The sequence below is a fragment of the Terrilactibacillus laevilacticus genome (assembly GCF_006517395.1).
GTDB classification, from domain to species: domain Bacteria; phylum Bacillota; class Bacilli; order Bacillales; family Sporolactobacillaceae; genus Terrilactibacillus; species Terrilactibacillus laevilacticus.
The window spans coordinates 1-14,297 of record NZ_VDCY01000018.1 but is presented as its reverse complement, the minus strand read 5'-3'; the positions used below and the strand labels follow the sequence as shown (position 1 = coordinate 14,297).

Below are 14,297 nucleotides of genomic sequence, written 5' to 3'. Positions count from 1 at the left end.
TATTAATAAGAATTAAATTGAATTAAATTTTAAATAGCCGTAGAGCATTTTCCATCGTTGCATTTGCAAGTTCTTCGTAGGTGATATGGCGTAACTCAGCTATTTTTTCCGCAACAAGTTTTACCCTTGCTGGTTCATTCCTTTTGCCTCTATAAGGGTGTGGACTCAAATAGGGACAATCTGTTTCGATAAGCAATCTATTAATAGGGACCTTTGCAGCAACTTCTCTTTGCAATGGTGCATTTTTAAAAGTTACGGGTCCACCGAAACTAATATAGAAATTCATATCGAGGCATTGTTTTGCATAATCCCAATTATCACTATAGCAATGCATGATGCCTCCAATGTCTTCTGCATGTTCTTCTTTTAAAATCGCAACGATGTCTTCCGTTGCTTCACGATTATGTATGATAATCGGCACTTGGCATTTTCTAGCTAGCTGGATTTGTTTCCTGAATACCTGTTTCTGGATATCCTGAGGTGACTTGTCCCAGTGGTAATCTAGACCAATCTCTCCAAGAGCTACCACTTTGGGTTGATGCAAAAGTTCTTCTATCCAAAGAAGATCCTCTTCAGTCATATCGATTGCATCGACTGGATGCCAACCTACTGCACCATAAAATCTTGAATCTGTTTGAATCATTCTTATGGCTTCGGTAATTGTTGGACGATCAAAACCAACAATAAGCATTTTGGTAACACCTGCTTCTTCAGCCCTCAACAAGACATCTTCATAGTCCTCTTTAAAATCAGGAATATTAAGATGTGTATGCGTATCGAAAAGCACCTCATCACCACCCTTTTTATCTCATTGCTGCCATCGTAAAAGATAGCGACTCGTCTGAATACCATATTGTCAATTTTAGAATTTAAGATTGATCTTCATCTTATTTAAAAACAAGAGAAAGACCTTCTCAAATCCTTCGTTAGTTTATCATAAGATCACATTTCACAAGCAACATTAACATGTCATGTATATTACGAGTCTGTAACAATCGGGCGTTTCTGACGTTAATTTCACTTTTATTTCCACTTTCGACACTCCTTTTTGGCCATCTGTGGATAACTATTTTCTTTCATTTTTTAGAATCAAAAAAAAGGAACCACCTATTGTTAACCATTGTTAACAATAGATAATTCCTTTAAACCTTTAACTTATTATTTTATAGATGTTCCATTTGGTAATTCAGCATGCGGGGCTGCTACTTTTAACATGTTACCCGATTTTCCCGCTAGAATCATCCCTTGGGACAACTCCCCGCGTAACTTTACAGGTTTTAAGTTAGCGACAACAATCACTTTTTGACCGACCAATTCATCTTCATTGTAGTATTCAGCTATACCTGAAACGACTTGGCGTTTTTCATAACCCATATCGACTTGTAATTTTAGCAATTTATCAGCTTTCTTTACTTTTTCAACACTAAGAATCTCAGCGACTCGCAAATCCAATTTGTTAAAATCATCAATCGTGATTTCATCTTTGGTAGCTTCTAGTTCTGTTTGTGCATCTACTGATTTCTCTTCTTTTGTTGGTTCAAGTCCCGGTTGACGCATCTGGGTAAGGATGTATTGTACTTCTTCATCTACATCTAATCTTGGGAAGATAGGGTCACCTTTTTTAACTGTCCAAGACCCTTGACTCAAATGATAGTTACTTAAACTATCCCATGACTTTTCCTTATCCTCTAAGATGCCGAGCTGATCGAAAATTTTCTTAGGTGTCGACGTGAAAAATGGTTGAATCATAATCGTGATGGATCGAATGGTTTGAACCAAGTTTGTCATAACGGCAGCGAGTGCCTCTTTTTTTGACTCATCTTTAGCTAGAAGCCAAGGAGCCGTTTCATCAATATATTTATTTGTTCGACTAACCAGTTGCCAAATAGCCGTTAATGCAATAGAGAATTGAAGATTTTCCATTTCTCGTTCAACCGTTTGAATCGTTTTATCCACGAACGCTTTAAGATCGTCATCAAATGGCGTCACTGGTCCATTGTCTTTTGGCACAACGCCGTCAAAGTACTTATTCACCATAGCAACCGTCCGATTTAATAAGTTACCAAGATCATTCGCTAAATCATAATTGATTCTTTCTATAAATGCTTCTGGAGTAAAGACGCCATCAGAACCAAATGGTACCTCTCTCAATAGATAATAGCGAAGGGAATCAAGTCCATATCGATCAATCAATGGTTCAGGATCTACAACATTACCTTTAGACTTAGACATTTTCCCGTCTTTCATTAATAACCAACCATGTCCGTATACTTTCTTAGGAAGCGGTAAATCAAGAGCCATCAATATAATTGGCCAGTAAATGGTATGAAAACGGACAATCTCTTTTCCTACTAAATGGACATTACATGGCCAGTATTTTTGGTAATCCTCATCATGATCCGTTCCATACCCAAGTGCGGTAATATAGTTGGATAAGGCGTCTATCCATACATACACCACATGTTTTGGATTATCTGGTACCTTCACGCCCCAATTGAAGGCCGTACGTGAAACAGCTAAATCTTCAAGTCCTGGTTTAATAAAATTATTAATCATTTCATTTTTTCTAGATTCTGGTTGAATAAAATCTGGATTTTCTTCATAATATTGTAGTAATCGATCTGCATATTTACTCATTTTGAAAAAGTAACTTTCCTCTTTTACTTTTTCAACTGGATGTCCGCTATCGGGACTTTTACCGCCGATTATTTCGCCTTTAACGTTATATTCTACATCAACCAACTGTGTTTCCGTATAATAGGTTTCATCAGGTATACTGTACCAACCCTCATATTCACCAAGATAGATGTCTCCTTGGTCAACCAAACGTTTGAAAATTTTCTGTACAACTTTTGTGTGGCGCTCCTCCGTTGTACGAATAAAATCATCATATGAAATATCAAGTTTCTTCCATAAAGCTTTAATTTGAGCGACCATTCCATCTACATAAGTAAGAGGCGAGACGCCTTTTTCTTCAGCTTTTTCCTGAATTTTTTGACCATGTTCATCAGTACCCGTAAGGTATTTCACATCATACCCTCTAAGGCGTTTGTATCTTGCCATGGCATCTCCAGCTACCGTCGTATAAGCATGCCCAATATGTAATCGACCACTTGGATAATAAATCGGTGTGGTAATATAATACGTTTTCTTCTCCGTCACAATTTAAACCTCCTCATTATTTTACTACTTGAGGCAGATGAGCGTTCCGTCTCTTTCAAAAAAACTATACTAATCGCTATGGCGAATGTCAAGAATGACAAGGGTTCAGTCTCAGGTGACAACAAGGACTATTAGATAAAAAGTGCCATTCTATTAAAGAGGTTGCTTGAAAAAGTCACCAAATGATAACTTGCGAATCTCGGCGCCCACTCGTTTTTTCCGGTCCTCATGTAGCGGGATTCAAGAGAATTTCTAGCTAAAATCGCTCACGTCCTGTGGTTGGCGCCTGAAGCTACCACTACGCGAGGAATGCCGGTCCAAAGAAAACTGCGCCGCGACTTCTCCTCCGACGCCCAGGACGGGCTAGTACTGGCGTTTCTTGCAGGATGCCAGCCTAATTAGCCAATAACCCTTTTCATTTGTCACCTTATTGAACGCGATCTTAAAGTCTATTATTTTACAATGAAGTAAAAAAATAGACTTTATTTAAATGTAGAGTTAAAATAGATTGAAAAGAAAATCATTGACGTGATTGTAAAACGTTGGTATTATTAAAAAAAATATGTCGAAATATGACATACAGAAAGAGAAAAAACATGGGGAGGAACACGATTCATGAAATCTACAGGTATTGTAAGAAAAGTTGACGAACTTGGTCGCGTCGTTATTCCGATTGAACTAAGAAGAACATTAGGTATTGCTGAAAAAGATGCACTCGAAATTTATGTTGATGATGATAAAATCATCCTTAAAAAGTACAAGCCTAGCATGACTTGCCAAATTACTGGTGATGTTTCTGATTCTAACTTAAACATCGGTGGTAAATTAGTATTGAGCCGCGAAGGCGCTGAAATTGTCCTTAAGGAAATCGAGGGATTCTTACAAAAACAACAACAATAGAGAAATAGAATCTATACTGCACATAAAAAACTGCCCCAAATTCTAATAAGGCAGTTTTTTTATTTGGCTTTTTTCCAAAAGGTTGTTTTTGGCTAGTCTATTCTGTCTCTTTATTTTCCAATCATTTAAAAGTTTCAATGTAATACTGATAGACCTCCCGCTTCGGAATACCTCTTTCTTTCGCAACCACTTTGATTGCATCCTTACTCGACATTTGTTTGACTTTGATATAATGCGTCAAGTGCTCCTTTAGATTGAGATCATCCCACCACGTTTGACTCGGCTGCTCATTATCTGATGCACCTTCAACAATTAAGCAGTATTCTCCTTTAATTGTTAGTTTTGAAAAGGCCTGAATAATCTCCTGTAATGTCCCTCGGACCATCGTTTCATATGTTTTTGTTAATTCTCTACTTAATGTCACTCGTCTGTTCCCTAAAGTTTGATGTAAAGATTCTATAGTTTCTTTTACCCGATAAGGAGATTCGTAAAAAATCAGGCTATAAGGTAGATGACTTAAAGATTCTAAAGCTTCTTGTTTTTGTTTCTTTTGTCTTGGAAGAAAACCATAAAAGAGAAAATGTTCTGTATCTAATCCTGATGCAATTAATGCCGTAATGGCTGCATTGGCTCCCGGAAGCGGGACAATATTGATTTTATTTTCAATACACCGGACAACTAAATCATATCCAGGGTCTGAAATGGCTGGCGTACCAGCATCTGTTACAATAGCCACTGATTTTCCTTCTTGCAGGGCTTGAATAAGTTTCTCTCCACTTGTCTGTTTATTATGCTCATGGTAGCTAACGAGCTGCGTGTGAATATCAAAGTGATTACATAATTTCATCGTTTGTCTTGTGTCTTCTGCGGCAAGAATATCGGCTTCCTTTAATACCCTAATCGCTCGCATGGTCATATCTTCTAAATTACCTATGGGCGTGGGGACAAGATACAATATTCCTTTTTCTTGGTTTTTTTTATAACTTTCTTGCGTCCACATAATTAACGTCCCTTTCCCGTATCAGATCTATTTTTTGTTTCCTTGGTAATTGTTTAATGGCATATTCTCGTTTCATAGCTTCTGATTTTGTCGTAAAGGTTTCCTGATAAACCAACTGGACAGGTAATCGACTTCGGGTATATTTAGCACCTTTGCCACTTTCATGAACGTGAATACGCTTTTCGATATTTGTCGTGTATCCAGTGTATAGTGTTCCATCCGAACACTTTAAGATATACACGCTATACTCTTTCATGAGATGGCCATACCTCTTTCGTATAATGTCCTTTTTCGTCATAAACATGGATGGGGGGGAGAACTTTCAAGCCAGGTTTGCCTTTGTACGCGGCTTCGATTAGTACCATATTGGCTGGTTTTCCTTGTTTTGGATGGACAAATTGACATCTTTTTGGTTCTAAATCAACTTTCTTCATCAATGTTATCATCTCGACCAAACGTTCGGGACGATGAACCAACGCCACTTTACCATTTTGTTTGACTAGAGAGCTTGAAATAGTTATGACGTCTTCTAATGTAATATGAATTTCATGTCTTGCTATAGCCACATGTTCATTGATATTTTGATCTCTTGCCTGTTCTTTTTTAAAATAGGGCGGATTACATGTCACAACGTCGTACTGATGATGCCCAAATCGATGGGTGGCGTTCTTAATATTGTCACGGATAAAATTAATTTGGCGATCTAGACCATTTAGCCTATTGCCTCTCTCAGCTAAATCATAAATCTCTTGCTGGATTTCTATCCCTGTGATTTCTCCTTTAGTACGTGTCGACAGAATAAAAGGTATCGCACCATTGCCGGTACAGAGATCGATTAATTTCCCACGTTGGATAGGAACATAGACAAAATTAGCCAGCAAAACGGCGTCTAATGAAAAAGCAAAATAATCTTTTGATTGAATGACTTTAAGAGGTGTATTAAATAACTCATCGATACGTTCATTTGGCTTAAGTTCTACCAATTTTCTCATTCCTTTAAACAAACAAATGGGTGGTTATGCTTAATCGATCGTTTTGATAAAAAATTTTTGGGTTAAAAGCATTAGCTTTTACACAAACGGCTAAAAAACAATATAAATTTAACATAACCATTATAAAGAAAACTTGCCGATTGCGGGACCTACAAGTTGCAGACAAAAGCCTAATCCCGCACTTATACTTTATGAGGTTGTTCAAAAAGACAACAAATGATAAGCTACGAATCTCGGCGCCCGCTTGTTTTTCCGGTTATCATGTAGCAAGACTTGTCACCTTTTTGAACACGCACTTAAAGTGAAATAAAAACTCGCCAAATGGCGAGTTTATATCTAACTTCTAAATTAATCGGTCTCCGAACATTACTTCTTGTTTAAGAACGACAAACAAAAAAGACAATCTCCTTCTTTACGAATACTTCCATAATGCAGGTTGCAAATATGGAACCCCTCTTGATATAACCTTGCCAAATTGTCATATCCTTCCCCAACTTCAGGACGGACAGTAGCCGGTTTTGGACCGGTTCCTTCTTGCTTGTGAGATTTCTTCTCATTTTGCACATTCTCAATATGCTGTCTTAGATTACGATTCTCAATCGTAAGGTGCTGATTATCCTCAAGCAAACTAGCCAATTGCATTTTCAGATCGCCGAGTTCACTATACAATTGTCCAATTTGTTCTTCCAATCGACTTACTTGTGAAAAAACATCTTTTTTTCCCAAGCCCATCCACCTCTTATCTAGTGGCTTGTGAAGAGATGGCTCCCTCCTCGATGAGCTCATCTAATGTATACTCAATCACTCTATTAGGATCCTTCAACTCAATTTGCACGAGTTTTTCCAGTATATTCAATCCTACGACGCGTCCCTTACCGTGAAGTACAACAATCGGTTCGCCAATGTCTGGAAGTTCTTGTTTAGCAGATTCATATTGGTCATTTTCATATTTTAAACAACACATTAATCTTCCACAAACGCCAGAAATTTTTGCAGGGTTTAAAGAAAGGTTCTGATCCTTTGCCATTTTGATTGATACTGGTTCAAAATCACCTAAAAAAGTTGAGCAACATAACATACGCCCACAAGGTCCTATGCCGCCAAGCATCTTAGCCTCGTCTCTCACACCTATTTGTCTAAGTTCAATTCTTGTTTTAAATACTGCTGCTAAATCTTTGACGAGCTCTCTAAAATCTACACGCCCATCTGAAGTGAAATAAAAAATAATTTTATTGCGATCAAATGTATATTCTACATCAATCAATTTCATATCCAATTGATGATCGTATACTTTTTTTAAACATATATCAAGAGCTGCTTCAGCATCGTGCTTATTTTTCTTAACGTGTTCTTTATCTTCATCAGTAGCGAGTCTAATGACTTTTTTCAAAGGAAGAACGACATCCTCTTCTCCCACGGTCTTTCTTCCAATCACAACCGTTCCAAATTCAATGCCTCTTGTCGTTTCTACAATAACACAATCATCCTGTGAAATGTCAAGTTGATCTGGGTCAAAGTAATAAATTTTACCCGCCTTTTTGAAACGGACACCTACGATATCGTAGTTCATCATTAGGCCTCCCCTTGTAACTTTACAATAAGCTCTTCCATTACACTTAGTCCATTAACATGCGATAACAACTGGCGTTTTGCTTTTAAGATGTAGGCCATATCATCGGCAATATGTTGTAAGGATTTTTGCAGGGTTTGGCTTTTCAATTCATCGAGTTTGTCACAATAGACAACTTCACTTAAACGATCTAAATGGATCGACATCATATCCCTATACCAAAATAGTAATAAATCTAAAGCGATGTCCCATTGCTTTTGATCTTTAAAATGCGGAGCAAAGAGTTCATACATGGTTGAAAGCCCTGCTTGTGTGGAATTAAAAAGCTTTTGTTCTAATTGTATCACTAGTAAACGAGCGTTAGCAAACCATTCATCCTTACAATAAGAAATGGCTTCATCGTAACGATTCGTAAGTTGACTACTTAATGCTGCAAGGGGTTTAGATATGCCTTGTTCAATAAGCTTATCTTCCAGATCCTTTCGAGAAAGAGCTGAAAATGTAAGAACTTGACACCTTGAAATAATCGTGTCTAATAGTTGATGAATATGCTCTGTAAGCAATAAAGCAACCGTATTCTGATGCGGCTCTTCTATAAATTTAAGTAAGCTATTGGCTGCTTGAGTGCTCATTAAATCAGCATCTTCTATGATAAATAGTTTAATTTGAGATTCTACACTGCGATAAGCGAATTCCCTTGTCAAATAGGTAATTTGCTCTTTTTTAATTAATGTTGCATCTTCTTCTTTTTTTACCCATACTATATCAGGATGGTTTCCTGACGCAATTCGTCGGCAATTACGACATTCATGACATGGTTCAATCCCTTTTCGATTCTCACAAAATAGAGTTTGGGCCAATAGCTTAGCCATCTCTCTTTTTCCAGTTCCCTTTGGCCCCTCTAAAATATAAGCATGAGATAATTCATTTTTCCTTAGGGCATGCGTGAAAATTGTCGCAGCCGTTTTTTGTTTTTCTATAAATGTCTTCCAGCTCATGTTTGTCACTCTTTCATACATATAAGTTCACGAGTAATCCCCTAATTTCTCCTAGTTGATCTAGAAGATTAAGAGAATCAGTTTCTTTTTTTAGCACATGATCTGTTAAAGTGACCAATTTCTCGTCTATCTTCTTAACAATGAGTTGGGAGCTATTAGATTGAGACCAAGAATGAGACGATTTGGTTCCAAGGCCAAATTGAATGGCTTCTTGCACGAAAGTCTGGATCGCTTTCTTATAAACTTGGACATCTCTAACAGTACGTGAATGAACTAAGCGTTTGGCTTGTTCATCAACTTTTGTCAATAACGCTTGCAAGGCATCCATTTGCATTTTTTCGCGTTGACCATCCATTTGACTTTGAAACGTTGTTTTAGGTTGGGCCATATTTATGGCCCTTTTAGAAAACGTCTCTTGAACCTTATGATCTTGATTAACTTTCATTGACATCCTAAATTCTCCTATGCCTCATAATTAACGAAAATACAACGGCTCAAAGTATCTTTTTTATATATTACAATGGTTTTAGATAAATACGACATGGTTTGGTCTAGTACTGTTTAAATTCTGCAACTTCAAGAATAAAAACGGTTGCTCCTCCAACTTCTACTTCCACAGGCTGAGGAATGTAAGCATCCGTGCTTCCTCCCATTGGGGATACAGGTGTAATGATTTGATCTCTAGACTGACAGTTTTTCTTAATAACTGTCAATAATTCATTTTTTTTCTCATCATCTACACCAATGATAAATGTTGTATTTCCTGATTTAAGAAAACCGCCTGTACTCGCTAATTTTGTCGCTTTAAATCCTGATTTGACTAATGCGGATTGCAATCGATTACTATCCTTATCTTGAACAACAGCCATGACTAATTTCATAATCTCTTTCCCCTTTCATCATGATTTCATATTCAATCAATAACATGAGGTAAAAGCAAAATTGTAGATATATCACTACAGTTTATCTTGATTACGATAATAAGCAAAAAAATCATTTACAATGGTTTCAAAGACCTGATTAAGATCTTTCTCACCATCAATATAACAAATCCTATTACTATTTTCGTGATAAATAGTCATAAATCCTTCTCTAACTCTTTGGTGATATGAATTTTCACGAAGTTCAATTCGATCTAAGTCAAATGATCCACCTGCACGCTTCACCATGCGTTTTCGTCCTGTTTCAGGCGTCACATCGATAAAATAAGTTCGATGGGGCACGAGGCCTTGTGAAGCAAATTGATTAATAGCTTTGATTGTTGGAATATCCTTTCCTAAACCATAACCTTGATAAGCAATGGAAGCATCAATAAATCGATCGCACAGAACAATTTTCCCATCGTTTAGAGCAGGAATAATTTTTTCTTGAACATGTTGTGCCCTTGAAGAGGCATAGAGTAAGATTTCTGTTTCCTCATTGAGCTCATTATGTTCTGGGTCCAAAATGATTTCTCGTATTTTATCACTAATTCGTGTACCTCCAGGTTCTCTTGTTAAAATATAGGGAAGTCCTTTCGTTTCAAGCAAATTAGCCATTTTTTTAATTTGTGTTGATTTTCCAGAACCATCTGGACCTTCAAATGTAATAAACAAACCCTTCACACTTGCTCTTCCTTTCTTGACACTTCATACACCATTATTTTTTTATCTTTCATTGCTTTATTTTGAAAATGAGCCCCTGCTTGGTCCCAATCCTTTATCATTTTAATGTGGCTCATCGTTAATTTTTCACCTTGTAAGACAACTGGAATTCCGGGTGGATAAGGAATAACATGTTCTGCCGCAATATATGATAGGGAAAGATCCAGATCAACTTCACGTGTTTGATAATCATTAAACTTATCATACGACAAACTAAGACTTGATCTTGGGGTCAATTGATTTATTTTATAACTTAACTTTTCCCATTTGGGGATCTCTTTCAAGCTATCTCTTATACATTCTAAGACATTATGATAATCGATACGATCATCTAACCCTAATACAAACAGGACATGGTGAGGGTTCGCTAACTCTGGATAAATCCCTCGCTGAATCAATTGATTCTGCCAAGAATAGCCGGATATTGATTGGGGCAATTGTATGATTAACTTAAATGGATCTAGACTCGCACCGATATCTTCTTCATGAATGACTTTTATCTGACCTATAGAATCTAATTCTTTGATAAAAGATTGAATTGACTCTAAGATTAATTCTATTTTTTTAGTTTTTAACGTCGCTAAAAAGGATCTTGCTAAGTCAAGCGAAGCCATGATGGGGTAGGAAGGACTCGATGATTGTAAACTATGAAGATATTTTTCCACAGCTTTTACATCTATCTTCTCTGAATTTATATGCAAATAAGACCCCATAGTCATGGCTGGTAATGTCTTATGAGCTGAATGAACCACAAGATCAGCTCCGTAGGATAATGTACTTGGTGGTATTGTATTTCCTAATGTGAAATGAGCGCCATGTGCTTCATCTACTAAAACAAGGGCTCCTTGCTTATGCAAAAGATCAATAATAGACCGATATTCTATTGGAGCCATCCCATAATAATTTGGATAGGTCAATATCATGGCTTTAACATCAGGATGAGCATGAATAGCCTCCCTAACGGTATCGATGTCTAATCCTATAGGTATTTGGGTGAATGAATCTATCTTTGGTGATAGAAATATAGGTTTTACACGTGCTAATTCAAGAGCATTAAAAATTGACTTGTGGCTATTCCGTTGCACAAATACTTTTTCACCTGGTTTACACGTGGATAAAACCATTGTAAGATTCCCTACCGTAGTACCATTCACAAGGAAATAACTTTTTATCGTCTTATAATAATTAGATAAGAGCTCTTGCGCCTCTTTAATGACACCTGTTGGCTCATGCAAATCGTCTAATCCTTCTACTTCCGTTGCGTCAATCGTCAACATCGGACTAAAAACGGACTTCCCCTTAGGTAAAAAACAATCACCGTTTTTATGACCTGGAACATGAAAAGTATAGCGTTGATGATCTTTATAATGAAGTAAGGCATCAAATAATGGAGTTTGTCGTTGATCCATAGCAGCATACCATCCTTCACCTGATTTTAAGCTTAAGCTTATTTTAACATAGATTACCGCCAGCCGGCTGACCATACGAAATGTTTACTTTGGTCGTATTGAAACTTGTCAGTGGGTATGATAAGTTAAAGTTAGTTGTAGATTCAACTTAATATTCCCAATATAATCTTAGAAATACCGTCTAGGAGTTGTGAAACAGTAAACCAAAACATAGTAAAAAGTGATCAAATGATGTAGGTTGTGAATGTGCCTATATGTTGCGAAACTGGTGCAATCATAGGGTAGAACCTTAAGGATGAAAAAATGCGAAAACTAAGCGAAAAAACAACAAAAATCTCATGCAAGGAGAGAGTAGTCTACTGAACAGACGAGATATACGTTTATCATGACAAGGTGACGTATATATGTACGGTGGGTTACATCGGAATTTACGCCTATGAAGAGTTTTATATACGTTTGTCGCGAGCAGTTGGCGATGCCTGGTTCGTTGAAATAGGAAAACTCAAGTATATACATTTGTATATGTTTTAAGTAAGCATTCTCTAAAAGCAACCGTAAATTGCTTTACTATGACGTTCGAATCGCCTATTGGGTATATGTTGATGATTATGACTAGTCGTCTATTTATAGGCGCTTTTTTTATATACATAAAATAATCTAACCTGTTTATTAAACTATGAACTATACCGGGAGGACACAAAAAATGAACAGTTATCCTTTATCTCTATCAGGACTCGTCCGTGATTTACCCATTATCCCTATTAACGATGAATTAAGTATCGCCAGTTTTGTCATTCTAGGAGATACAGAATTAATTTCTCATGTTTCTCCTCAAATTGCAGAAAAACTCCCTTCAATAGATTATTTGATTACGGCTGAAGCAAAAGGAATTCCGTTAGCCTATGAAGTTTCCAAACAACTCAACATGAAAGACTTTATTGTTGCTCGAAAAAGCGTGAAACCTTATATGTCATCTCCCTTAGTTAACGAAGTTGTTTCGATTACAACTCAAAAAAAACAACTGCTTTGCTTAGATGGAAAAGACGCAGAAAAAATAAAAGGAAAAAAGATTGCGATTATCGATGATGTCATTAGCACAGGTGACTCTCTTCTTGCTTTAGAAGAATTAGTTACAAAAGCCGGTGGAAATGTGGTTGCCAAAGCTGCTATTCTGGCCGAAGGTAATGCGGCTGAAAGAGAAGATATTATTTTTCTCGGCAAGTTACCTCTCTTTTTAAACAAGAATAGTAGTAAATAATAAAGTGAAACTTCCATCAGTGGGGGTTTTTCGACGCACAGGATGGCAAGTAGCAGGTGTTGCGACAGGACGTCTGGTTTTTAGCCTGCTTCATCCCCCACTGATGGAAAGCTTGAACCAATCGGACCTTTACGGGCAGTTGATCCCCCATCTATCTTCTTTGAATACTTAGAATCAAGAGGTGGGGGGTCTTTACTAGCCGTTAAGGCGGGATAAAAGGCTGTCGTTTTCTACTAGTCTAGAAAAAGTCTAACAAAAAAGCAGTCATCTACATGAAGGTATGAAGAGGCTGCTTTATCTTTTATATAATTGTTGAATGAAAAATCTGGGTGCAACGAACACATTCATATTCTCACTCACTGTTTTGTTTCTTTTAATTTTAGTTTGGAAAGTTGACTTATAAAATATCGATATTTTTCATCAGTTACATCTGTGCGAACGATATCTTTTTGACAAGTATCACAGATTAATTGATTACAAACATGTATCCCTTTATATTTTATTTCGCCACAAATGACACAAATTTCTCCCGTACAAGAATGAGCTGCTAGTCCCATCTTTCATCCACCTCCAACAATAGGATTTCCACTGTTCAAGCTTTTTATTCAAAATAGATTCAAAATATAAAAGTTTTATTTTAGCATTATATCCATAAACTTTATTCATGTGCCTGTTCCATTTATATTATCTGAGTATATTAATTAATTGTTAGCCTTTCTTGATATTTAAATGTTTCACATGAAACAAAATGATGAATAAAAATCTATCAGAAGATGAATTTTAATATTGTTTTGATGGGAAAGTGTGGGTATTTGCTCAAATTGAACCCTCAATTGTTATGCTAGGCTCATTGTGTCGCATGTAATAAAGAGAGAAGACAGTGTAAAATTAGTTTTATTGAGCTACTTTCCGTTTTATTGAGCTACTTTCCGTTTTATTGAGCTACTTTCCGTTTTATTGAGCTACTTTCCGTTTTATTGAGCTACTCGATTCTCGTGTACGTTGTACACTTCGAATCTCGCTAAAGTGATTTATATCTATGCATAAAAAAAGCAGCCAACCTTGGTTGACTGCTTTCTCTTTGCCTAGCGGCGTCCTACACGCGCATGGGGGACAGCCCCCAATTACCATCGGCGCTCGAGCTTAACTTCCGTGTTCGGGCTGCGACTTCCGCTAGTCGGCGCATCTCATCGTCAACTACGCGCTCTCGATGCTCGTGTACATAGTACACTCCGCGTCTCGATCACTTGTTTCCTTGATCTTCTTGCCTACAGAAACCCTCGCTGAGTTTATCGTCTTCCTTGGTCCTATCGAACTTTACATATACACAAAAAGCAGCCAACCTAAGTTGACTGCTTTCTCTCT

General features: G+C 37.0%; 15 protein-coding genes. 2 read left to right on the top strand and 13 right to left on the bottom strand.

Features of this window, described 5'->3' with window-relative positions; translation table 11 throughout:
* Positions 1 to 22: 22 nt before the first annotated feature.
* Positions 23 to 787, bottom strand: coding sequence for a TatD family hydrolase (locus FG390_RS14035; RefSeq protein ID WP_141191665.1), 765 nt, complete (start codon positions 785 to 787; stop codon positions 23 to 25).
* A 371-nt stretch (positions 788 to 1,158) separates the two neighbouring features.
* Positions 1,159 to 3,165: a methionine--tRNA ligase gene (gene metG, locus FG390_RS14030; protein ID WP_141191664.1), complete on the bottom strand. Its 2,007-nt coding sequence runs from the start codon at positions 3,163 to 3,165 to the stop codon at positions 1,159 to 1,161.
* Between the two features lie 612 nt (positions 3,166 to 3,777).
* Here metG and abrB point away from each other — a divergent pair.
* Positions 3,778 to 4,062, top strand: coding sequence for a transition state genes transcriptional regulator AbrB (abrB, locus tag FG390_RS14025; RefSeq protein WP_141191663.1), 285 nt, complete (start codon positions 3,778 to 3,780; stop codon positions 4,060 to 4,062).
* Between the two features lie 121 nt (positions 4,063 to 4,183).
* On the opposite strand, the gene rsmI is transcribed toward abrB, so the two are convergent.
* From rsmI to FG390_RS13975, 10 genes are all read right to left on the bottom strand, one after another.
* Complete coding sequence (gene rsmI / locus FG390_RS14020) at positions 4,184 to 5,062, bottom strand: 16S rRNA (cytidine(1402)-2'-O)-methyltransferase (protein WP_141191662.1); 879 nt, start codon at positions 5,060 to 5,062, stop codon at positions 4,184 to 4,186.
* Complete coding sequence (locus tag FG390_RS14015) at positions 5,040 to 5,318, bottom strand: GIY-YIG nuclease family protein (protein WP_141191661.1); 279 nt, start codon at positions 5,316 to 5,318, stop codon at positions 5,040 to 5,042. Before FG390_RS14015 ends, rsmI begins: the two co-directional genes overlap by 23 nt.
* On the bottom strand, positions 5,305 to 6,045 hold the full coding sequence (locus FG390_RS14010; RefSeq protein WP_141191660.1) for a tRNA1(Val) (adenine(37)-N6)-methyltransferase: 741 nt from the start codon (positions 6,043 to 6,045) through the stop codon (positions 5,305 to 5,307). Before FG390_RS14010 ends, FG390_RS14015 begins: the two co-directional genes overlap by 14 nt.
* Before the next feature lie 375 nt (positions 6,046 to 6,420).
* Positions 6,421 to 6,780, bottom strand: a complete 360-nt coding sequence (gene yabA / locus FG390_RS14005; protein WP_141191659.1) for a DNA replication initiation control protein YabA — start codon at positions 6,778 to 6,780, stop codon at positions 6,421 to 6,423.
* A 13-nt stretch (positions 6,781 to 6,793) separates the two neighbouring features.
* Positions 6,794 to 7,624 (bottom strand): PSP1 domain-containing protein, encoded by an 831-nt coding sequence (locus FG390_RS14000; protein ID WP_141191701.1) that lies wholly within the window; start codon positions 7,622 to 7,624, stop codon positions 6,794 to 6,796.
* Positions 7,625 to 7,626: 2 nt separating this feature from the next.
* Positions 7,627 to 8,622, bottom strand: a complete 996-nt coding sequence (holB, locus tag FG390_RS13995; protein ID WP_141191658.1) for a DNA polymerase III subunit delta' — start codon at positions 8,620 to 8,622, stop codon at positions 7,627 to 7,629.
* Positions 8,623 to 8,635: 13 nt separating this feature from the next.
* Positions 8,636 to 9,073, bottom strand: a complete 438-nt coding sequence (locus tag FG390_RS13990) for a YaaR family protein (RefSeq protein WP_141191657.1) — start codon at positions 9,071 to 9,073, stop codon at positions 8,636 to 8,638.
* 100 nt (positions 9,074 to 9,173) lie between these two features.
* Entirely contained in the window at positions 9,174 to 9,503 is a 330-nt protein-coding gene (gene darA / locus FG390_RS13985; RefSeq protein WP_141191656.1) for a cyclic di-AMP receptor DarA, read from the bottom strand.
* A gap of 75 nt (positions 9,504 to 9,578) precedes the next feature.
* Positions 9,579 to 10,226, bottom strand: coding sequence for a dTMP kinase (gene tmk, locus FG390_RS13980; RefSeq protein ID WP_141191655.1), 648 nt, complete (start codon positions 10,224 to 10,226; stop codon positions 9,579 to 9,581).
* Positions 10,223 to 11,674 (bottom strand): aminotransferase class I/II-fold pyridoxal phosphate-dependent enzyme, encoded by a 1,452-nt coding sequence (locus tag FG390_RS13975; RefSeq protein ID WP_141604577.1) that lies wholly within the window; start codon positions 11,672 to 11,674, stop codon positions 10,223 to 10,225. Before FG390_RS13975 ends, tmk begins: the two co-directional genes overlap by 4 nt.
* 703 nt (positions 11,675 to 12,377) lie before the next feature.
* Between FG390_RS13975 and FG390_RS13970 the strand changes: the two genes are divergently transcribed.
* Positions 12,378 to 12,932: a phosphoribosyltransferase family protein gene (locus tag FG390_RS13970; protein ID WP_141191653.1), complete on the top strand. Its 555-nt coding sequence runs from the start codon at positions 12,378 to 12,380 to the stop codon at positions 12,930 to 12,932.
* 356 nt (positions 12,933 to 13,288) lie between these two features.
* On the opposite strand, the gene FG390_RS13965 is transcribed toward FG390_RS13970, so the two are convergent.
* The gene (locus FG390_RS13965) at positions 13,289 to 13,489 is read right to left on the bottom strand and encodes a sigma factor G inhibitor Gin (RefSeq protein WP_141191652.1); all 201 of its coding nucleotides are present in this window, start codon (positions 13,487 to 13,489) and stop codon (positions 13,289 to 13,291) included.
* Positions 13,490 to 14,297 lie beyond the last annotated feature (808 nt).